The sequence below is a fragment of the Paenibacillus sp. yr247 genome (assembly GCF_900103825.1).
Classification (GTDB): domain Bacteria; phylum Bacillota; class Bacilli; order Paenibacillales; family NBRC-103111; genus Paenibacillus_E.
On record NZ_FNIF01000003.1, the window covers coordinates 210,947 to 231,431 of the forward strand.

18 protein-coding genes are annotated in these 20,485 nt (G+C 45.0%); 1 reads left to right on the forward strand and 17 read right to left on the reverse strand.

Features of this window, described 5'->3' with window-relative positions; all coding sequences use genetic code 11:
• Positions 1–276: 276 nt before the first annotated feature.
• The 12 genes from hemB to lonB form a co-directional block, all read right to left on the reverse strand.
• Positions 277–1,272: a porphobilinogen synthase gene (gene hemB, locus BLT91_RS10005; RefSeq protein ID WP_090820294.1), complete on the reverse strand. Its 996-nt coding sequence runs from the start codon at positions 1,270–1,272 to the stop codon at positions 277–279.
• Between the two features lie 18 nt (positions 1,273–1,290).
• Positions 1,291–2,823 carry a uroporphyrinogen-III C-methyltransferase gene (gene cobA / locus BLT91_RS10010; RefSeq protein WP_090820296.1) on the reverse strand — a complete coding sequence of 511 codons (1,533 nt, stop codon included), beginning with the start codon at positions 2,821–2,823 and terminating at the stop codon, positions 1,291–1,293.
• A 5-nt stretch (positions 2,824–2,828) separates the two neighbouring features.
• Positions 2,829–3,773 (reverse strand): hydroxymethylbilane synthase, encoded by a 945-nt coding sequence (hemC, locus tag BLT91_RS10015; RefSeq protein ID WP_090820298.1) that lies wholly within the window; start codon positions 3,771–3,773, stop codon positions 2,829–2,831.
• A gap of 14 nt (positions 3,774–3,787) precedes the next feature.
• Complete coding sequence (locus BLT91_RS10020) at positions 3,788–4,528, reverse strand: precorrin-2 dehydrogenase/sirohydrochlorin ferrochelatase family protein (RefSeq protein ID WP_175532210.1); 741 nt, start codon at positions 4,526–4,528, stop codon at positions 3,788–3,790.
• Between the two features lie 2 nt (positions 4,529–4,530).
• Positions 4,531–5,361 (reverse strand): cytochrome C assembly family protein, encoded by an 831-nt coding sequence (ccsA, locus tag BLT91_RS10025; protein WP_090820302.1) that lies wholly within the window; start codon positions 5,359–5,361, stop codon positions 4,531–4,533.
• A 32-nt stretch (positions 5,362–5,393) separates the two neighbouring features.
• Positions 5,394–6,797, reverse strand: coding sequence for a glutamyl-tRNA reductase (gene hemA / locus BLT91_RS10030; RefSeq protein ID WP_090820304.1), 1,404 nt, complete (start codon positions 6,795–6,797; stop codon positions 5,394–5,396).
• Positions 6,798–6,953: 156 nt separating this feature from the next.
• Entirely contained in the window at positions 6,954–7,490 is a 537-nt protein-coding gene (locus BLT91_RS10035; RefSeq protein ID WP_254776867.1) for an S-adenosylmethionine decarboxylase, read from the reverse strand.
• A 117-nt stretch (positions 7,491–7,607) separates the two neighbouring features.
• Complete coding sequence (speD, locus tag BLT91_RS10040; RefSeq protein ID WP_079419122.1) at positions 7,608–8,015, reverse strand: adenosylmethionine decarboxylase; 408 nt, start codon at positions 8,013–8,015, stop codon at positions 7,608–7,610.
• Between the two features lie 243 nt (positions 8,016–8,258).
• On the reverse strand, positions 8,259–8,846 hold the full coding sequence (locus BLT91_RS10045; protein ID WP_090820306.1) for a non-ribosomal peptide synthetase module: 588 nt from the start codon (positions 8,844–8,846) through the stop codon (positions 8,259–8,261).
• Positions 8,847–9,090: 244 nt separating this feature from the next.
• On the reverse strand, positions 9,091–9,735 hold the full coding sequence (yihA, locus tag BLT91_RS10050; RefSeq protein ID WP_090820308.1) for a ribosome biogenesis GTP-binding protein YihA/YsxC: 645 nt from the start codon (positions 9,733–9,735) through the stop codon (positions 9,091–9,093).
• Positions 9,736–9,758: 23 nt separating this feature from the next.
• On the reverse strand, positions 9,759–12,104 hold the full coding sequence (gene lon / locus BLT91_RS10055) for an endopeptidase La (protein WP_090820310.1): 2,346 nt from the start codon (positions 12,102–12,104) through the stop codon (positions 9,759–9,761).
• A 149-nt stretch (positions 12,105–12,253) separates the two neighbouring features.
• On the reverse strand, positions 12,254–13,972 hold the full coding sequence (gene lonB, locus BLT91_RS10060; RefSeq protein WP_090820312.1) for an ATP-dependent protease LonB: 1,719 nt from the start codon (positions 13,970–13,972) through the stop codon (positions 12,254–12,256).
• A gap of 160 nt (positions 13,973–14,132) precedes the next feature.
• Here lonB and BLT91_RS10065 point away from each other — a divergent pair, with 160 nt between their 5' ends.
• Positions 14,133–14,831, forward strand: a complete 699-nt coding sequence (locus tag BLT91_RS10065) for an N-acetylmuramoyl-L-alanine amidase family protein (protein WP_090820314.1) — start codon at positions 14,133–14,135, stop codon at positions 14,829–14,831.
• On the opposite strand, the gene BLT91_RS10070 is transcribed toward BLT91_RS10065, so the two are convergent.
• From BLT91_RS10070 to tig, 5 genes are all read right to left on the reverse strand, one after another.
• A complete protein-coding gene (locus BLT91_RS10070; protein WP_254776868.1) occupies positions 14,785–15,642 on the reverse strand; it encodes a divergent polysaccharide deacetylase family protein in 858 nt (285 codons plus the stop codon). The genes BLT91_RS10065 and BLT91_RS10070 overlap by 47 nt on opposite strands.
• 214 nt (positions 15,643–15,856) lie before the next feature.
• The gene (gene ispG, locus BLT91_RS10075; RefSeq protein WP_090820316.1) at positions 15,857–16,954 is read right to left on the reverse strand and encodes a flavodoxin-dependent (E)-4-hydroxy-3-methylbut-2-enyl-diphosphate synthase; all 1,098 of its coding nucleotides are present in this window, start codon (positions 16,952–16,954) and stop codon (positions 15,857–15,859) included.
• 97 nt (positions 16,955–17,051) lie between these two features.
• Positions 17,052–18,320, reverse strand: coding sequence for an ATP-dependent protease ATP-binding subunit ClpX (clpX, locus tag BLT91_RS10080; RefSeq protein ID WP_090820318.1), 1,269 nt, complete (start codon positions 18,318–18,320; stop codon positions 17,052–17,054).
• Positions 18,321–18,332: 12 nt separating this feature from the next.
• Positions 18,333–18,923, reverse strand: coding sequence for an ATP-dependent Clp endopeptidase proteolytic subunit ClpP (clpP, locus tag BLT91_RS10085; RefSeq protein ID WP_090820579.1), 591 nt, complete (start codon positions 18,921–18,923; stop codon positions 18,333–18,335).
• 200 nt (positions 18,924–19,123) lie between these two features.
• Positions 19,124–20,425: a trigger factor gene (gene tig / locus BLT91_RS10090; RefSeq protein ID WP_090820320.1), complete on the reverse strand. Its 1,302-nt coding sequence runs from the start codon at positions 20,423–20,425 to the stop codon at positions 19,124–19,126.
• Between the last annotated feature and the right edge of the window lie 60 nt (positions 20,426–20,485).

Below are 20,485 nucleotides of genomic sequence, written 5' to 3' on the forward strand. Positions count from 1 at the left end.
CGGAGACCAAAGTCTCTCCTTTGTTGGGATCTTTGGGCGGAGACCAAAGTCTCTCCTTTGTTGAGATCTTTGGCCTAGACCAAAGCTCTCCACTGGTTTTCCATCTATTCTCATTCATTATGCCCTAATTATTACTCTGTCACAACCGAGGTAAGCTTTCGTTTTGCGACAAAAGTATGACAAAAGAACCATCCGCGTCTAGAAAAAGCAGGCTGGTACGTTTCCTCGGGAAACTGTCGCCAATGCATTCTAGGATGAATGGTTCTTCTATGGAGATTAGCTGTTTTTTAAATAACGGGCAATATCTTTGGCAAAATAAGTTAGGATAATATCCGCACCTGCACGTTTGAAGCTCATCATGGTTTCCATTACGATGGCCTCTTCGTTAATCCAGCCCTGCTTAGCAGCAGCCTTAATCATGGAATATTCTGCACTTACGTTATAGGCCACAACAGGCAGGTCGAAGTTGTCCTTCAGCATTCGAATAATGTCCATATAAGCAAGAGCCGGTTTCACCATGAGGAAGTCGGCACCTTCGATAACGTCACTTTCGGCTTCACGCAAAGCTTCACGCCCGTTGGCAGGATCCATTTGATACGTTTTGCGATCACCGAATTGCGGCGTAGAATGAGCAGCATCTCGGAATGGACCATAAAAGGCCGATGCATATTTAACAGAATAAGCCATAATCGGTGTATTCTCGTAACCAGCTTCATCTAATCCTGAACGAATCGCATGCACATAGCCGTCCATCATATTAGATGGAGCGATAATGTCTGCACCCGCTTTGGCTTGCGATACAGCTGTACGAACCAGCAGCTCCAAGGATGGATCATTCGCCACATCGGCAGCTCCTGTTACCGGATGATGATGAATAACACCACAGTGACCTGTATCCGTGAACTGACATAGACAAGTATCCGCGATAATGAGCAGATTCGGATTCAACTCTTTAATAAAACGAGCAGCCTGCTGCACAATGCCATCATCCATATAGGCTGATGTTCCTGTCGCATCTTTATGATCAGGTACCCCAAATAAAAGGATAGCTTGAATGCCAAGCTTTGTAATCTCTTCAATCTCTTCTTGAACTCTGTCTAACGAAAAATGATACACGCCCGGCATTGAGGCAATCTCTGCCTTGATGTTTGAACCGTGTGTGACAAAAATCGGCTGTACAACATCATTAACCGACACTTGATTTTCACGAACAAGATTACGGATAGCTGCATTGCCGCGTAAACGGCGATTACGAACGATAGGGAAACTCATAAGGGAATTCCGCCTCCTTTATTTTTGACGAGAAATACTTTGTACTAATGAAGCAACTGTAGCCTCTTCGGCCATATACGTAATCGGCAGTCCGCATTGACGTACCGTTTCTGCGGTTTGGGGACCGATACAGGCAATTTCAACACCATGAAGCAAAGATAAAGGATCTTTCACACCCAATTTGCGCAAAGCCTCAAGTAAATTTGTAACCGTAGATGAGCTTGTAAAAGTTATAATATGAATGCTTTGATTTTGTAGAAGGTGAATGATTTCTTCCCCATCTTCTGTTGTAAGCACATTCTCATATACGTCGACCTGGGTTACCTGAAGACCAAGTTCTCTGAGCTTTGCAGGTAAATAATCACGTGCCAGATCAGCAGTTGGTAAAAGTACCTTTTGACCCGCTTTCAAATCGGATTGAATAGCTTGTAGGATGCCTTCACCCTGATACTTGGCTGGGAGAATATCCGCAATGATTCCTCGCTCAGCAAGCGCCTCAGCGGTCTTCGGACCTACGGCAGCGATGCGAGCATTCCCCATTCTGCGAACATCAATACCTTTCTCACGCAGCTTGTTGAAGAAATAGTCAACTCCGTTGACACTAGTGAGTAAAATCCAGTCAAATTCATGCAGCTCATCTAGCGCCTGGTCCAGCGCCTGTACCGCCTCAGGACGACTAGGCGGTTGTATTCGAATTACAGGGAATTCGACAGCTTCTCCCCCCATATCATCGATTAAATCAACAAGCTCACTCGCTTGATTTCTAGCTCTCGTGACAAGCACTCGCCGTCCAAAAAGCGGCTTCTTCTCGACCCAAGCCAGCTTCTCACGCAGCTTAACAACCTCACCAACAATGATAACAGCCGGCGATTTGAAATCAGCTTGTCTCACCTTTTCTGTGATATCGGCGAGAGTTCCAGTAATCGTAGCCTGATCCGCCCAGGTTCCCCACCTTACGAGCGCAACAGGCATCTCTGACGGTTTGCCGCAGCGTATCAATTCGCGGCAAATTTGTTCGAGATTCGCTACACCCATCAAGAAAACCATGGTGCCAATCGCTTTTGCTAAATGCTCCCAGTCTAAACTGGAGTAAGTCTTATTCGGATATTCATGACCGGTTATTATCGCAACAGACGAAGTAAAGTCACGATGAGTGACAGGAATACCTGCATAAGTCGGAACCGCAATCGAAGATGTGATACCTGGGATGATATCGAATGTCACTCCGTTATCTGCCAGCAGCTCCGCTTCCTCACCTACTCGGCCGAAAACGCTGGGATCGCCGCCTTTGAGACGAGTCACGACTTTTCCTTGCAGGGCCAAATCAACGAGTAATTGATTGATTTCTTCTTGCTTGAGTATATGCTTATCCGGCAGCTTACCAACAAAGATCAGCTCGGCTTCCGGTTTACGATGCTTGAGTAGACGAGGGTTTGCCAGCCGGTCGTAGACAACGACATCGGCTTTCTGAATGGCTTCCATACCGCGAACTGAGATGAGTTTTGGATCTCCGGGACCGGCACCAACGAGATAGACTCTTCCTTTGTTCACGCAACTCACTTCCTTACCTCAGCCAGGATATGTTCTGCACCTTGTGCGATTAGCTTATCGGCTACAAGCAAACCTAACGCTTCCGGATCGCTCCCGGAAGCGGATTCCTTAAGCATGGTGACGCCATCCGGCGTACCCACCATGCCCGTTAGCGTAAGCAGCGGCTCTCCGCCACTGCTGTCCTCGCTTACGCTCGCGTAAGCGCCGAGCGGCACCTGGCAGCCTCCATTGAGTCTGCCAAGGAAAGCCCGCTCCGCTCGCACCGCGATCGCAGTAGGTTCATGCTGGAACCTGCTCAGCAGGTCCAGAATGAAGGCGTCGCCGCCCCGGCACTCGATGCACAGCGCTCCCTGCCCTACCGCAGGGAGGCAGACCTCGGGCGGCAGGTACGCACTGATACGATCCTGCCAGCCGATCCGGTGTAAACCGGCCGCGGCAAGCAGAATCGCATCGAAGTTCTCTTCATCGAGCTTGCGCAGCCTCGAATCAATGTTCCCGCGGACCGACTCGATGCGGAGGTCCGGGCGGTGGTGCTGCAGCTGGCTTGCGCGACGCAGCGAGCTGGTGCCGACGAGCGCGCCCTGCGGCAGCTCGTCCAGGGAGCGGTGCCCGCGTGTGATGAGCGCATCGCGCGCGTCCTCACGCATCGGCACCGCTCCTACCACTAGCCCTTCGGGTAACTCGAAGGGCATATCTTTCATGCTGTGGACGGCCATGTCAATGTCGCCGTCCACGAGTGCCTGTTCGATTTCTTTGACGAACAGCCCCTTGCCGCCTACCTTGGACAAGGTCACATCCAAGATACGGTCGCCCTTGGTGACAATTTTCTTTATTTCAAATTGACAATCAATCCCATGTTCAGCTGCAAGCTGCTTTAAAAGTTCCACGACTTGCCCTGTCTGAGTTAGTGCCAATGCGCTCTGCCTAGTACCTACAATAATGGTTCTCATCTCTACCCGCCTCCCTATACTCGCTGCCCGAAATCTTTGATCACCGGCCAAGCAATCTGGTCAGTAACTTCTTCACCTGCTTGTTCATGCATCCAAGGTTCTTTCTCTAAAGCTATGTATAGCATCTCTTTCCAACTCTCGAACGTGCCTTCTCGTATTTTGGCAAGTACATCCCATTCAAGTATCTCTTTAAACATCTTTTGTCTAGCTGGTTTATCAGCCACTTTACTCTGAACCAACAAACGTATGTCACTAAGAAATTCAAGATAACAGGCATATTCTTCACCATACACGTTGTCTAATTCTTGGGCGATGTTGCGAGCTGCAGAAGGACTTGCTCCCCCCGTTGAAACGGCAATAACCAACTTCCCTCTGCGAACAACTGAAGGCAGAATGAATGAGCTCAACTGAGGTTGATCAACAACGTTGACAAGCCGTCCTTGCCGCGAAGCCAGCTCATACACTTGAACGTTAATATCGGCATCATTCGTTGCGGCTACAATCAAAGTATAAGGACCCTCTTTCGGACATTCATCCGTAATAATCGCTGGCTGAAACGGCTGCCTATTCAGAACCACTTCTGACCGATTCTCCATCTCTGCAAGCTCAGCAGTGAATTCTGTGCTTACCACTGTCACATGTGCCCCTGCTTGCAGTAGTGATAGCACTTTACGTTCTGCTACTTGCCCACCGCCGACAACCAGACATTTGCGTCCTGACAGATTCACCATAATGGGGTATGGATGATTCATCATCGTTAGCTCCATATCCAGTCATGAAAACCTGAAAACAGATTGGAAACAACGAAATTAAGAACAACAATTAAGAAAGCCGCAAGGTTCCATGCTGCTAGTTTATAGCCAGATATACGCATAGATTTCTGTTGAAATAAATAAAAAGCGTAAGCGGCTAATACAAAAAAGGAGTTAATAACCTTGGGATCATAAAGCAAGTTATGATTCCCCTCCAGTACGACCCACACCACACCAAGACTTAAAGCCAGAAGAAGTAACGGTGCACCGATAATGACGGAGAAGTAGGTGTAATGTTCAATTTTCTCAAGCGATGGTAACCTCATAACCGTTTGTGAAAACTTCTTCGCTTTCAGCATTTTGTGTAAGAATACATACATGCCTGAGAAAATTGCTGCAATCGAAAACGCCGCGTAGCTGCCTATAGCTAGGGTAATATGAATAAATAATAGCTCGTCGTTGATGTCCCAACCGGCCTTAATCGGCGTTACATGCGGATTTCCGAATACATTCAATGCCAAAATCGCAAACCCAAGAACATTTACAAAAAACACAAACAATTCAATGCGAAAAAATCGGTTTATTAATAATGATATCGTCACAATCAACCAAGATAACATAAAAAGTACGTCCAATCGAGCAAAAGCCCACTCCGTCAAATGACCGTACAAACTAATACACAGATAAGCGGTCTGCAGAACCCATACAAACAAAAGCAGCCCCGTCCCCATCCGTTTCGCACTCCGGTTCGCATTAGCGAAGTCCGAAAAGTAAAACAATAGGCTCAGGGCATACAAATAAATCATCGCATCAAACAACCAGCTACGTGTTACCATGGCACCTCTCCTTGGCGATTAGCGCCTTTATTTTAAGATTGTGCTAGAACATCAGCGGTTTGTAAACCGAGCACGGATAACTTGTCTTCCATTTTGTGCTTAGCTTCCACTGCTTTTTGCCCGGCTTCTAGTTTTTCTGCTAACTGATTGGCTTTCTCTTGTTGTTCAAGGGTCTCTTCTAGGGCAAACAATTTCGTGAATAGTTCAAGCGCTTCATCCCCGTGACGTTCTCCCGCCATTTCCTTAACACGCAAGATCGGGTCTCGCAGCACTTGATTCACAATGCTTTTTGTTAATTTACGAATGACTTTAATTTCACGTTCATCGAGGTCAGGCAGTTTCTTTAACATACTATCCATCGTCTCTTCGTGAATCTGACTCGCTTTGGCTTGCAGAGCATTAATCACTGGACTCACACCTAAAGTCTTCGTCCATTGTTCGAAAACGCCCATTTCATTTTCAATCATCGTTTCAATCTTGGCTGCTTCTTTCTTTCTCTCTTGCAAATGCTTGTCTACGATATGCTCCAGATCATCGATATCATAGAGAAACACATTCGGTAAGCCGCTAATCTGTGGATCTAGATCACGAGGAACAGCAATGTCCATCATAAAGAGCGGACGAGATTTCCTTTTTTGCACATAGGACTGGATATCATTCTTCGTAAGAACATACCCCGGAGCGCCTGTCGAGCTAATGATAATATCCACCTCTGGCAATAGCTCCAACATATTATCGATGGTACATGGAACGCCGTTGAATTTCTCCGCCAACTCCACTGCACGTTCAAACGTGCGATTCACCACGATAACTTTGTTAGCGCCGTTCGCGTATAAATGCTTAACGGTTAATTCACTCATCTTACCGGCGCCAATAATCATAACCGTCTTATTCATGTAAGAACCGAATATTCGCTTACCGAGTTCCACCGCGGCGTAGCTGACGGAAACCGGATTGTTGCTTATGCCAGTTTCGGAGTGCGCTTTTTTGGCAAGTGTCACGGATTGCTTAAACAATGTATTGAAATAAGCTCCGGTTGCTTTCATATTTTGAGATGATAAAAAAGCATCCCGCACTTGTCCAAGAATCTGGGTTTCCCCGATAACCATAGAATCTAAACCGCTTGTTACGCGGAATAAATGCTCAATCGCTTTCTCATTTTCATACATATATAAATGTTTTTGGAACTCATCCTTGGTAACTTGGAACCAACGTTCAATGAAGTTTGTCAAATAATGACTGCATGTGTTTGGTCGATCCACAACGGCATAGATTTCCGTGCGATTGCAGGTGGCGACAATTACACACTCCATTATGCTTTTGGTTTCTTTCAATTCTGCCAATGCCTTAGGTAAATCGTGTTCAGAGAAAGCGAACTTCTCCCGAATTTCCACCGGGGCCGTACGATAATTCAAGCCAAGTGCGATAATATGCAAAGGTACCACCTGCCTTTCCGTCTATTTCTATGTACCATTATAGCACAGCAAAACATGCAATCCGACAAATTTTTTGTATAATTTATGAATGCTTCGTCTGCTCGTTAGTTTTAACAGCATTGGGCTCCTATATACCTTTATAGGCACAAAGTCCATTTATTGAAGCAGCTTTTTCCGTATAAAAGCGGTCAAATTACGATCTAACTCAGCCAGCTTCGTATTTTGAGAAGAAACAATATCACCATTCGAGGCCATGATTTTCTCATAAATATCATATATACTCTTGTACTGCAGCCCAGCTTCCTTCAATGTCTGCAGCTCATCGGGCTTTAATGCTCGCACTCCGCCCACCTGTAGACGCTGTAAATACTGTGTGAGCTGAGTCATACTGTCTAAAGGCGTTAGATATTCACTTCCTCCCGCGGCTAGCACGAGACGTTCATGTGTATATCCTGCCGAGTAAAGAGCTTGTTTACTCGCATCCAGTGCATCTGTATTTTTACTTTGAGCCGATTCTTCTAAATAGCTTTTCAGAAGCTCCATCTGAAACAGAGACACTTGATACAACAAATGAGTAGCGTCGTGCTCTTCTTTATGATGACCTAGCATTTGAGTGAGTTGATAGACAGGCCAGATGATGAGAAAGAGAACAATACTATAGATCACTGTTTTTCTTACCATTTTTTGTTTCAAATCTTCGCACCCCCACTTCATGTTTGGACATGTGTCGCAATAACATTGTATGGGCATAAGGGCAAACAAATAACCACGGATTTCTCCGTGGTTATTGTTATTGTTATGTGCAGACTCTTATTTAACAAGCTCTGCTTGCTTAATTTCAGGAGTTTCTACTTTCAATTCACCCATTCCGCGAACTAGCTTCTTCGCATAGAATGTTTCTGGTTTCAATACGGATACCATGAAATCGATCGCTAATTGAGGGTCCACTGTCTCACCGCATGTATAACAATCAAGCGCGGCAAAACCTCTCTCAGGATAAGTATGAATGGAGAGATGACTCTCAGACAACATAACAAGTACAGTTGCTCCTTGTGGTTCAAATTGCTTGGATTGTACAGATAGTACGGTTGCTCCGCATACCTCGGCAGCTTCTACCATCTGAGCCTGCAGCCAATCTGCATTGTTCAGAAGTTCGAAATCTACCCCCCAAGTATCTACAGCAACGTGTCTTCCGAAAGTTGAGTATTCTGTTTCCATCTTTCGGTTCCCCCTTCCTAGGAATAAAATGTTTGAAAAAAATTTCATCCGCTAGGACCTACGTCATTCACTTCCCGAGGGTATTATCTCTCGCAACATTCAATGTCCTGAGTGAATCCTGGTTCCTATATTGTTTCAACGAGAATAAAAATAACATCTATCGACGAGAAATGCAATAGTTTTTTTTACCAAACAAAAAAGACCCTAAAAGCCGGGTCTTTATGAATGTTAGTATATGTGTTGTTAAGCCTCTAGAATAAACAAACGGTGAGTTAACTCATTGAGGCGAGTATCAATCTGCTGATGTTCTTCCAATTTCTGCAGTATATTACGCAAATCAAGAAGATGGTTAATTTGATCGTAAATCATTTCGATCTCCTGTTCGACTTCTCTTTTTTGGAACATTTGCTGCATGAGACCAATGCTGTCTCGGTACTCATAAATAACCGTTAACAATTGCCCTTTGACTTCCTCGATTTTAACAACGGTTCCGTGTTCATAATAGTAAACCATTGTATAACTAGGGTATATACGGTTTACTGTTGCACTTCCTTTAAACTCTGATACCGCTTTACGCATTAAATTAGCCAATAAGGTATTACTTAATCTGCAGGATCCTGTACATTCATATAGGCCCGATTTCTTTTCAAATGAGAGGACGATTTCCTGACCTGCTCCATCTTGAAAAACAACCTCTTGGTTGCCATTTTCCAAAACTTTCACTTGTAAGGTCACTTGATGATCCACGAACATCTGAAAAAACCTGAACATCTCGGCTTCTGTTAACTGGAGGCAGGTTTTGACATATTCAGTCGCTAACCTTTGTGCCATAAAAATCCCTCGATTCTTTGTTTTCAAGCCATTAACTATTACCTTGTTTATTATTATACTACATGCGTGCTTAATATTCCTGCGAGTATTTCATGATAATCAGCCAAATATTCTGAAAAAACCAAGAAAATACGGAATGCCAGCAAATTTTCCCCAGAAAACCTCACTTTCCCGTGTGCTTCTTCTTGATTTTCTCTCTCTTATGACGAGCTGCTCATTATTACACAAAAAACCGCCCTCTGTATCAGGACGGTTCTTGTTCACTCTCTACATCGCTTGCTTTTACTTCTGGCGTTGGCTCTCCGTAAGCAATTGCTTGCTCCAAGATGCTCCAAAGCTCGTCTTTGCCTAGGCCAAGCTCAGAGGAAAACATCAATGGCTGAACACCTTTATCCATCCCCAGTGTTTCTCGCACAATTTTGATGTGCTTGGGCCATCTGCTTTTCGGGATCTTGTCGGCTTTGGTAGCAATAACGATGACTGGAACATCATTGTGTCTTAGCCACTCGTACATAGCCTGATCATCTTTGGAAGGAGGATGCCGTAAATCAACTAATTGCATAACAAGGCGCAATGTTTCACGATTCATCAAATAGCTTTCAATGAACTTTCCCCATTGCTCCCGTTTCGTTTTAGATACTTTCGCATAACCATAACCGGGAAGATCTACAAAATATAAGTCCTGATTGATTTTATAATAGTTAAGGGTTTGTGTTTTTCCGGGTTGTGAGCTGGTTCTGGCCAAATTCTTGCGGGAGATCAAACAGTTAATCAATGAGGATTTCCCGACATTAGAACGCCCTGCCAGAGCAATCTCTGGCAAGGCATCCTCTGGATATTGACTAGGACCAACCGCACTGATAATAAACTCAGCTTGATTGACTTTCATGGATGTTCAACTACTTTCTATCGTTATCCGACATGAGCGGGAGGCTTATTTTTGACAAGCGCATGTTCCAGTACTTGATCCATATGGCTAACTGGAATAAAGGTCATCTCAGCGCGGACACTTTCTGGAATTTCTATAATGTCTTTCTCATTATCCTGAGGCAGCAGGATGATACGGATACCGGCTCGATGAGCAGCGAGCGCTTTTTCTTTCAATCCTCCGATTGGAAGCACTCGGCCGCGCAGCGTAATCTCTCCAGTCATGGCAACGACGCGAGAGACAGGAATATTCGTCAATGCCGAAATCAATGCTGTCGCCATCGTGATACCAGCGGATGGACCATCCTTTGGAATGGCACCTTCAGGAATGTGGATGTGGATGTCATTTTTCTCGTGGAAATCAGGTGAAATACCGAACGCCTCAGCTTTCGTGCGTGTATAACTGAAAGCAGCTTGTGCAGATTCCTTCATCACATCACCGAGTTTACCCGTCAAGGTCAATTTGCCTGTTCCCGGCATAACAGTAACTTCAATGACTAATGTATCTCCGCCGACTTCTGTCCAAGCAAGGCCTGTCACAGCACCTATCTGATCCTCCTCTTCCGCGACACTATAACGGAACTTGATCGGCCCTAAAAAGTCCTTTAGATTTTCTTCCGTTACATGTACGGGCGCAGATGGGTTTGACACAATCTTTTTGGCTGCTTTACGGTTCATGCCAGCGACTTGCTGTTCCAAGTTACGAACGCCTGCTTCTCGTGTATATTCTCGTACGATCTTCATTAAGGCAGCTTCATCCACAACAAGCTGATCTTCCTCTAAACCATGTTCACGCTTCTGCTTAGGCAGCAAATATTTCTTTGCAATTTGCAGCTTCTCAATTTCCGTGTAGCCAGGTATATAGAGAACCTCCATCCGATCTAACAGAGGGCGCGGAATGTTGTGAACAGCATTCGCCGTTGTCACGAACATGACATTGGACAAGTCAAACGGAACTTCAATGAAATGATCACTAAAAGTGCTATTCTGCTCGGGATCAAGGACTTCAAGCAATGCCGATGCCGGATCACCACGGAAGTCCATCGCCATTTTGTCGATTTCGTCTAGCAAGAAAACAGGGTTTTTGGCTCCAGCATTCTTCATCCCTTGGATGATCCGTCCAGGCATCGCTCCTACATACGTACGGCGATGTCCGCGAATCTCAGCTTCATCTCTGACGCCGCCGAGCGAGATGCGTATGAACTGTCTTCCCATCGATCTTGCGATGGAACGAGCAATAGATGTTTTACCAACACCCGGAGGGCCAACTAAACAAAGGATTGGGCCTTTCAGCTTCTTAACGAGCTTCTGTACCGCTAAGTACTCCAGCACGCGCTCCTTAGGTTTCTCAAGTCCGAAATGATCCTCATTCAGGATTTCTTCGGCTTTATCCAGATCCAAGTCATCATCTGTTTGTTTGGACCAAGGCAGTCCCAGCAACCAATCAATATAGTTGCGAATGACGCCTCCCTCCGCAGAAGTCGATGGCATCTTCTCTAGACGGTCAATTTCCTTCTCGACCTTTTCACGGACTTTGTCAGGCAATTCAGCTTCAGCCAGCTGGGTACGCAGGTCATCCACTTCGCCAGCACGGCCTTCCTTATCCCCTAGCTCCTTCTGGATCGCTTTCATCTGTTCGCGAAGATAGTATTCCTTCTGCGTTTTTTCCATTTGTTTCTTAACGCGTTGGCTAATTTTGCGTTCTAGTTCAAGCACTTCTCGCTCATTGTTCAGGATATTAAGCATTTTCTCGAGACGCTCACGTACATCTACTGTCTCCAGAATCTCTTGTTTATCCTTAATTTTGAGTGATAAATGGCTGCATATGACATCAGCTAAGCGGCCCGGTTCATCGATATCCGAAACTGCAGCTAGCGTTTCCGGTGTAACCTTTTTCGATAAATTAATGTAATGCTCGAATTGGTTTAGTACCGTTCGCATTAACGCATCGATTTCAGGATCGGTAATTTCTTGTTCCGGTAATTCTTTTGCGGAGACTTCATAATATTCATCATTCACGAGGTACTCAACAATCTCAGCACGCAACACGCCTTCTACTAAAACACGGATTGTTCCGTTCGGTAGTTTCAGCATCTGCCGCACCTTTGCAATTGTCCCGATGCGATAAATATCCTCTTTGGAAGGTTCTTCTATGTTGATCTCTGATTGAGAGCAGAGGAGAATCATGCTGTCATCCACCATTGCCCGCTCGAGTGCTTTAACCGACTTTTCCCGCCCTACATCCAGATGTAGAACCATGCTCGGATAAACAAGCAGTCCCCTTAGAGGCAATAACGGCATTCTGCGCATCTTGATTTTTCCGGGTCCCATCCTCTGCACCTCCATATATAGGGATCTTTGAGCTGTGCTCAAAGTCTCTCATTTTTATATCCTTACTTGCCTTTTACATTTTATCAAAACTGCCAACAAAACACCAATTGGTATCTATCGCATTGTGTAAGGTTTTTTGCAATTTGAAATTATGAATCAATCGTATGCTGTGAATTGGCATGCAGAATTGGCAAAGATGTTGCAGGAATCGTCCTTTCCGCAGCAAAAGGCAAGGGAATAACATTGTCATGAAGTTCGATTCCTAACGCAACTCCCAGCACTTCCTCGATGGAATCAGCAGCAATGACCTCTACACCCGGCAAATTAGCGAACAAGACCTGCCAATTTTCTTTGGGGATAATGACCTTGGTAGCCCCTGCTTGGAATGCTGCTTCAACCTTCGCCACAACTCCACCTACGGGTTTAACCTTACCATGGATACTCATTTCCCCAGTCATGGCGAGTTTGTTATCGACAGGTATTTTATGCAGCGCAGATGCAATCGCTGTTGCCATCGAAATGCCCGCAGAAGGCCCGTCGATAGGCACCCCGCCAGGGAAATTAATATGCAGATCATAATCTGACGTATTAAATCCAAGCTTGCGAAGGACCGTCAGCACATTCTCTACCGATCCTCGTGCCATGCTCTTTCTGCGTATGGTTCGAGAACCTCCTCCCATTTCCTCTTCATCTACTACACCCGTAATATTGAATTTCCCAGTGCCCGGAACTGCAACTGGAATTGCCGTCACTTCGATCTCAAGTAGTGTACCTAAATTAGGACCATACACAGCTAATCCATTAACAAACCCAATTTGCGGCTGTGCAGGCACTTTACGTTCTGGTCTAGGTGGAATTTGCGATGAATTTACAACCCACTCAATGTCAGCTGCGGTAATTTCATCACGCTTATCCGTTAAGGCAATGCCCGCGGCAAGCTGAATCACATTCACAGCCTCTCTCCCGTTGGTTGCATACTTCATCACAACTTCAACAGCAGCTTCACATTTCTTGAAGCCAATCTTATCGAGCGCTTTCCGAGCAATTTCTCCTACCTCATTTGGTAAAAGAGGACGGAAATAAATTTCCAAACAGCGCGAACGGATAGCAGGAGGAATCTCGCTAGGTGTGCGTGTTGTAGCCCCTACTAAACGGAAATCAGCGGGCAGACCATTTTGAAATATATCATGAATGTAGCCTGGAATATTCGTATCTTCGGAGCTGTAATAAGCACTTTCCAGAAATACTTTACGATCCTCCAGCACCTTTAATAATTTGTTCAATTGCGTCGGGTGTAATTCACCAATTTCATCGATAAATAAAATGCCGCCATGCGCCTTCGTAACAGCACCCGGTTTGGGCTGCGGAATCCCTGCGACACCCATTGCACCTGCACCTTGATAAATAGGGTCATGAACGGAACCGATCAGCGGATCGGCAATCCCTCTTTCGTCAAAGCGCGCTGTCGTGGCATCAATCTCTGTAAACTTCGAATCAGGACGGAATGGAGATTCCTGGTTCTTCTTCGCTTCTTCTAGTACGACACGGGCAGCAGCCGTCTTACCCACACCCGGCGGGCCATAAATAATGACATGCTGCGGATTGGGACCACACAGTGCAGCTTTCAAAGCTTTCAATCCTTCAATCTGTCCTACAATATCCTGCATGGAAGATGGTCTCGTTTTCTCCGAAAGCGGCTTGGTTAGAGAGATGGATCTCAGCTTTCTCAGCTTCTCCAATTCTTTTCTGGACTCTCTATCGACAGCAGAACGGTTCGTCTGTTGATTACGCAGTAAATTCCAGAAATATAGCCCGATTACAACGGCAAAGAAAACTTGAATTACCATAAGAATAATACTTAAACTCATTTGTCATACCTCCTAAGAGTTTGCTTTTGGGAAACTTGCGACGAATACCATAGCGATAACATCCATTATTCCCGTGTAAAAGAAGGTTAATCCAATCCAAGCAAACTTTTGCAGGATGTATGATAGCTCCCTTGTGGAAGAAGGATAAGGGTAGATATTCATGCAAAAGGATGTGGCCGGTTTGAAGCGTCTCTTGACTATACTACTGCTTTCCCTTTGCCTTTGTACGGCAAGTTCAGGTGCACACGCTTTTGCGAGTAACCCCCTGCTGCCATATGCCGATGTCATCATTGACGTAGGGCATGGCGGCATAGATAGCGGTGCCCTATATGGTAAACATCAAGAAAAAGATATGAATTTAGCCATTTCCAAAAAAACGTACAAGCTCCTTAAGAAAAGGGGCTATCGCGTCATTATCAATAGAACCGAGGATTATGCATTAAGTGAGGATAACAAATGGTCTTCAGGAGGAAGACACCGCAAAGATCTAGCGCAGCGCTCCGGGATAGCCAATACGATTAATCCCAAAATGATGCTAAGCATGCATATTAATTGGTCCGGCAAATCCAATCGAAGAGGCCCTCTTGTTATTTACCAGAATCAATCGGAAAGCATTTTACTTGCACATATTTTGCAAGGATCACTGAATCGTGTTTATGGTACGGATGAATTGCCCGTTCTCGGCAAAAAGTATTATGTGCTCAGGCATACAAAATGTCCTTCCGTTATCGTCGAATTAGGATTCATATCCAATAAAGCGGACCGCAAGCTGCTTAACAGTTCACATCACCAAGCCAAGCTTGCAGAAGCTATTACTCATGCCGTGGAACAATATTTTGCGATGATTCATCCCAGTTAACATTGAACTTCATCGTTTGTGAAATGGGTACAAAGCTTGCTTCTTTTTGAATGGTCGGAATAGCTTCTTTAATCACTTGGGCTGTTTTTTTCCCAGGTGGTCCTACATGTCCGATAGCGATAACGGTGTCTCTCTCATGGATTAATTTTTTAAACTTCACCATTTGTTTACTGATGTGGCTGTAGGTGTAAAGATCATCGAAGAAAAGCTGGTTCTCCGAAAACGGAACTCCCTTTTGACCCGCCAGCTTGCCAATCAGACTTTTAGGAGTCGTACGGCTATCTAATAAAATCAGATTCTTCTCTTTGCAAATATCGACGAGGATTTTCATCACTCTTTCATCCGCTGTAGCTTTGGATCCCATATGATTATTGATTCCTATCGCATAAGGAACATCCTCAATAGCGGCCACAATCCGCTTGTGAATCTCATCGTTCGATAAGTCAGTTGTAATGGCTCCTGGACCTAGCCAGCTCTTCTTGCCCCGCACAGGCTCCATAGGTAGGTGTAAAATGACTTCACGCCCTTTATCGTGGGCTAGCTGTGCATCTTGTTTAGTAGAGGGCAGGAACGGCATGACAGCGACGGTAAAAGGGATGGGCAGATTCAGCATCTCTGTTGTACCGTCCATATTGTTGCCAAAGTCATCAATGACAATGGCCACCTTCTTCGTCTTTAACTCGGTGGCAGGCTGTGACGGCCTTACAACAACCGAAGCACCCGAATGCAAAGGTAACAAAAGCAGTATCATCCCTACTGTTACCGTAAGGGTAACTTGACGCATTGCCGCATTCTTGCTTAGCAAATTCATGATCATTCTCCTTGTTTACTTTTCAGCATTAGAAAAACTTACGTCTGTTGAGCAAGCTTTCCAGTTTCCTCATTATGCTTCTCTTGCGTTCCAAATATGCGTACCACGGTTAACCGTCTTATGCCGGCCTACTTACACATACTTATCAATACAAAAAAGCCGTTAAGCGCCCCTCGCCGAGGCATCTTTAACGGCTTTCTTTATAATAATGCTATTAGTGCTTACGTCCAGGAATGACACCTGTCTTCTCAAATGATTCTACGATAATATCAATTTCTTTCTTCAACTCATTGAGCAATTCAGCCTCAGGCACTTTGCGGATCATTTCTCCATAACGGAACAACATTCCTTCGCCACGAGCGCCCGCAATTCCGATATCGGCTTCACGCGCTTCACCTGGTCCGTTTACTGCGCAGCCCAAGACAGACACCTTGATAGGCACCTTGATCTTCGCAATGTATTCTTCGACCTCGTTAGCAATCGAGAACAAATCAATATCCAAGCGGCCACAAGTAGGACAGGATACGAGAGTTGCAGCGTTCGTGATCAAACCGAAGGTTTTCAGCAACTCGCGCGCTACCTTAATTTCTTCAACAGGGTCCGCGCTAAGCGAGATACGAAGCGTATTACCGATTCCCATGTTGAGCAGCGTTCCAATCCCCGCAGCACTCTTCACAGCCCCTGTAAAAAGGGTTCCAGCCTCTGTGATACCGAGGTGCAGAGGATAGTTAAATGCTTTCGCCGCTTGTGAATAAGCTGCAATCGCCATAGGTACATCGGAGGCTTTAAGTGATACGATAATATCATGGAAATCAAGCTCTTCCAGAATATTGATGTGGAACAAAGCGCTTTCTACCATAGCTTCAGGCGTTGGGTATCCATATTTCTCGAGAAGATGGTTCTCCAGCGAGCCGGCGTTGACGCCAATCCGAATCGGAATGCCGCGTTCCTTACAAGCTTTAACGACCGCTTCCACTTTCTCTCGGCGACCGATATTACCTGGGTTGATACGCACTTTATCGATGCCATTTTCAATTGCAGCAAGGGCTAGACGATGGTCAAAATGAATATCTGCAACTAGCGGGATATGAATTTGTTTCTTGATCTCTTTGATTGCCTCAGCAGCTTCTTTGTTGTTCACAGTAACACGGACGATTTGGCAGCCTGCTTCTTCTAAACGAAGAATCTCTGCCACCGTCGCTTTCACATCCGCTGTCTTCGTTGTACACATGCTTTGCATGATGACTTCATTGCTGCCACCGATCGTCAAATCGCCTACACGAACGGCCCGCGTATCTTTTCTATGGAACATTATGGTTTCTCTCCCCATGACACCAAACATCCTCCGCTCCAATTCCCTTTGCAGGAAATCGGATTGGAGGCTGTGTGTTAGTTTATGAAATTATGGGTTACGCACTTTCTTCTTTCTTCTTACCAGTCGCCTGTGCGCCATCTTTAGTAGTCAAAACAGGAGTGATCTTGTTTTGAACTGTTTCCTTAGATACTACACATGTGGTAACGTCTGTTCTCGAAGGGACCTCGAACATCACATCAAGCATAATGCTTTCGATGATAGCTCTGAGACCGCGCGCGCCAGTATTACGTTTAATCGCTTCTTTGGCAATGGCATCAAGCGCCTCTGCGTCGAATTCGAGTGTAACGTTATCCATCTCGAGCATCTTCTGGTACTGTTTCACGAGCGCATTTTTAGGCTCGGAGAGAATCCGAACAAGGGCTGCTTCATCCAACGGCTCTAGCGTAGAGATGACCGGTAAACGACCAACGAATTCCGGAATTAGCCCGAATCTCAATAGATCTTCTGGAAGCACCATGGATAAGTACTCGCCTGGTTTCAAATCAACTTTTGCACCATCTGTGCTAAAGCCAATTACTTTTTTACCGATTCTGCGCTTGATAATTTGCTCAAGACCATCAAAAGCTCCACCGCAAATAAACAGAATGTTGGTTGTATCAATTTGAATGAATTCTTGGTGCGGATGCTTACGTCCACCTTGCGGAGGAACAGATGCAACCGTGCCTTCTAGAATTTTCAACAAAGCCTGTTGAACACCTTCACCGGAAACGTCTCTTGTAATAGATGGGTTCTCCGATTTACGTGCTACTTTATCGATCTCATCAATATAGATAATACCGCGTTCGGCTTTTTCTACATCGTAATCAGCGGCTTGAATCAATTTGAGCAAAATATTCTCAACGTCTTCACCCACATAACCAGCTTCTGTCAACGAAGTTGCATCAGCTATCGCGAAAGGAACATTCAGAATTTTGGCAAGCGTTTGCGCAAGCAACGTTTTACCGCTTCCTGTTGGTCCTAGAAGCACGATATTACTTTTTTGAAGTTCAACATCTTCCAGCTTGTTTTGCGAATTGATTCGCTTGTAGTGATTATACACCGCTACAGCTAGCGATTTTTTCGCTTGTTCCTGCCCGATCACGTACTGATCCAAAATATTGCGAATTTCCTTTGGTTTCGGAACGTCTTTTAGATCCAGTTCTTCTTCATGACCTAATTCTTCTTCCACAATCTCCGTGCAAAGCTCTATACATTCATCACAAATGTAAACTCCCGGACCTGCAACAAGTTTGCGAACTTGATCCTGGGATTTTCCACAAAAGGAACATTTGAGTTGGCCTTTTTCATCGTTAAATTTAAACATGGGATCACTCCTTTATTTCAAGTCGTTTCGAGTGATAACCTCGTCGATTAACCCATATGTCTTCGCTTCTTCAGCGCTCATAAAGTTATCCCGGTCGGTGTCTCTTTCGATCTTTTCAAGCGGCTGTCCCGTACGCTCCACATAGATCTGGTTGAGTTTTTGTTTCGTTTTGATGATCCAATCCGCGTGAATTTTGATATCGGTCGCTTGACCTCTAACACCGCCGAGCGGCTGGTGAATCATGACTTCTGCATTCGGCAGCGCGTATCGCTTGCCTTTGGCGCCTGCCGTTAAAAGCAAAGAGCCCATACTTGCAGCCATACCTACGCAAATGGTAGATACATCCGGCTTAATAAATTGCATGGTATCGAAGATACCCATTCCAGCTGTTACAGATCCACCTGGTGAGTTGATATATAAGTGGATATCCTTATCGGGATCCTGAGCGGATAAAAAGAGCAGCTGGGCAATGACCAAATTAGCCACATCGTCATCAATAGCGCTCCCGATGAATATAATGCGGTCCTTAAGCAGACGCGAGTAGATATCGTAAGAACGTTCCCCACGAGCCTCTTGTTCAACAACCATAGGAATAAGACTCATTGTACCAACTCCTTTTGCGGCCATAGCCATGTTCTCCAAATTGGGATTTCAGTAACAGTTTATCACGTTTGAGCAGCAAAGTCATTTTTTCAGAGAACTGCTATGTATTAGGGTATTTCCTTATGTTCCCCAGCAATTTGGGGCTAAAATAGGGTAAAAGAAAGGCACGTTGCTTACGTACGTGCCTTTACTTACCTTATTTATACAGCTGCGGAAACATGCTTGCTATTTTCAAGCAAGAAGTCAACCGTTTTTCTAATGACTAGGTCGTTGCTCAGACCTTCTAGGCTGCCGTTGGAAGCAAACAGTTCACGAAGCTCTGCCGTTGTTTTTTGGTAGGATTGTGCATATTTCTCAAGTTCCGCGTCAACTTCTTCATCGGATACTGTGATTTTTTCTGCAGCTGCGACGGCCTCAAGAACAAGATTGTTACGAACACGCTTTTCAGCATCTTCTCTCATTTGTTCTTTCAGAACGCCCTCGTTTTGACCGGAGAACTGGAAGTAAATCTCAAGCGTCATGCCTTGGGAGCGAAGACGTCTTTCGAATTCTTTCACCATTACATCAAGCTCTGCCTCTACCATGGAAGCTGGAATTTCAACTTCTGCATTCGCAGCAGCTTTTTCAACAACAGCTGTTTCCAGAGCAGCCTCTGAATCTTTTTCTTTGCGCTCTTGAAGGCGTTTTTTCAGTTCTTCTTTGTACTCTACAAGTGTATCGTACTCGCTCACATCTTTTGCAAATTCATCATCAAGCTCTGGCAAGTTTTTGCGTTTAATGTCGTGAATTTTCACTTTAAACACAGCCGCTTTGCCTTTCAAATCTTCGGATTGGTAGTTTTCTGGGAAACTAACGTTAACATCCTTTTCTTCACCTTTACCAAGTCCTACGAGTTGCTCTTCGAAACCTGGAATGAAGGAGTTGGATCCAAGCTCAAGGGAGTATTTCTCCGCTTTACCGCCTTCGAATGCTTCTCCATCAACGAATCCTTCAAAATCCAGAACAACAACATCACCGTTTGCTGCCTGTCCTTCTTCAAGAACAACCAATTCAGCATGACGCTGTTGCAAACGTCCAAGCTCTTCATTCAATTCTTCGTCAGTAACAGTTGTGCTTACCGCTTCAACTTCGATACCTTTGTAATCGCCAAGCGTTACTTCAGGTTTAACAGTTACTTTCGCTTTGAACTTCAAGACTTGGCCTTTGCCGAATTGCTCAACATCTACTTCAGGACGATCAACAGGCTCAATCTTAACCTCTTCAATCGCTTCTACGTAAACCTCTGGCAAAATGATATCCAATGCATCTTGATAAAGGCTTTCTACGCCAAATTTAGCTTCAAAGATTGAACGCGGCACTTTCCCTTTACGGAATCCTGGAACGTTTACTTTCGCGGAAACTTTTTTGAATGCTTTATCCAATGCATCTGCGACGCGCTCTGCGCCAACTTCCACTTCAAGAACGCCTACGTTCTTCTCTATTTTTTCCCAACTTGCTTTCATTTTATGCCTTCCCCTCCAAAAATGTACCATGACATATTTTTCACGTTACGCTCATTACAA

Coding starts and splice junctions, on each gene's coding strand:
- hemB (WP_090820294.1), bottom strand. CDS start 1,272: ATGAGTTTCCCTATCGTTCGTAATCGCCGTTTACGCGGCAATGCAGCT.
- hemC (WP_090820298.1), bottom strand. CDS start 3,773: ATGAGAACCATTATTGTAGGTACTAGGCAGAGCGCATTGGCACTAACT.
- BLT91_RS10020 (WP_175532210.1), bottom strand. CDS start 4,528: ATGATGAATCATCCATACCCCATTATGGTGAATCTGTCAGGACGCAAA.
- ccsA (WP_090820302.1), bottom strand. CDS start 5,361: ATGGTAACACGTAGCTGGTTGTTTGATGCGATGATTTATTTGTATGCC.
- speD (WP_079419122.1), bottom strand. CDS start 8,015: ATGGAAACAGAATACTCAACTTTCGGAAGACACGTTGCTGTAGATACT.
- BLT91_RS10045 (WP_090820306.1), bottom strand. CDS start 8,846: ATGGCACAAAGGTTAGCGACTGAATATGTCAAAACCTGCCTCCAGTTA.
- yihA (WP_090820308.1), bottom strand. CDS start 9,735: ATGAAAGTCAATCAAGCTGAGTTTATTATCAGTGCGGTTGGTCCTAGT.
- lon (WP_090820310.1), bottom strand. CDS start 12,104: ATGGGACCCGGAAAAATCAAGATGCGCAGAATGCCGTTATTGCCTCTA.
- lonB (WP_090820312.1), bottom strand. CDS start 13,972: ATGAGTTTAAGTATTATTCTTATGGTAATTCAAGTTTTCTTTGCCGTT.
- BLT91_RS10065 (WP_090820314.1), top strand. CDS start 14,133: ATGCAAAAGGATGTGGCCGGTTTGAAGCGTCTCTTGACTATACTACTG.
- BLT91_RS10070 (WP_254776868.1), bottom strand. CDS start 15,642: ATGAATTTGCTAAGCAAGAATGCGGCAATGCGTCAAGTTACCCTTACG.
- ispG (WP_090820316.1), bottom strand. CDS start 16,954: ATGTTCCATAGAAAAGATACGCGGGCCGTTCGTGTAGGCGATTTGACG.
- clpX (WP_090820318.1), bottom strand. CDS start 18,320: ATGTTTAAATTTAACGATGAAAAAGGCCAACTCAAATGTTCCTTTTGT.
- clpP (WP_090820579.1), bottom strand. CDS start 18,923: ATGAGTCTTATTCCTATGGTTGTTGAACAAGAGGCTCGTGGGGAACGT.
- tig (WP_090820320.1), bottom strand. CDS start 20,425: ATGAAAGCAAGTTGGGAAAAAATAGAGAAGAACGTAGGCGTTCTTGAA.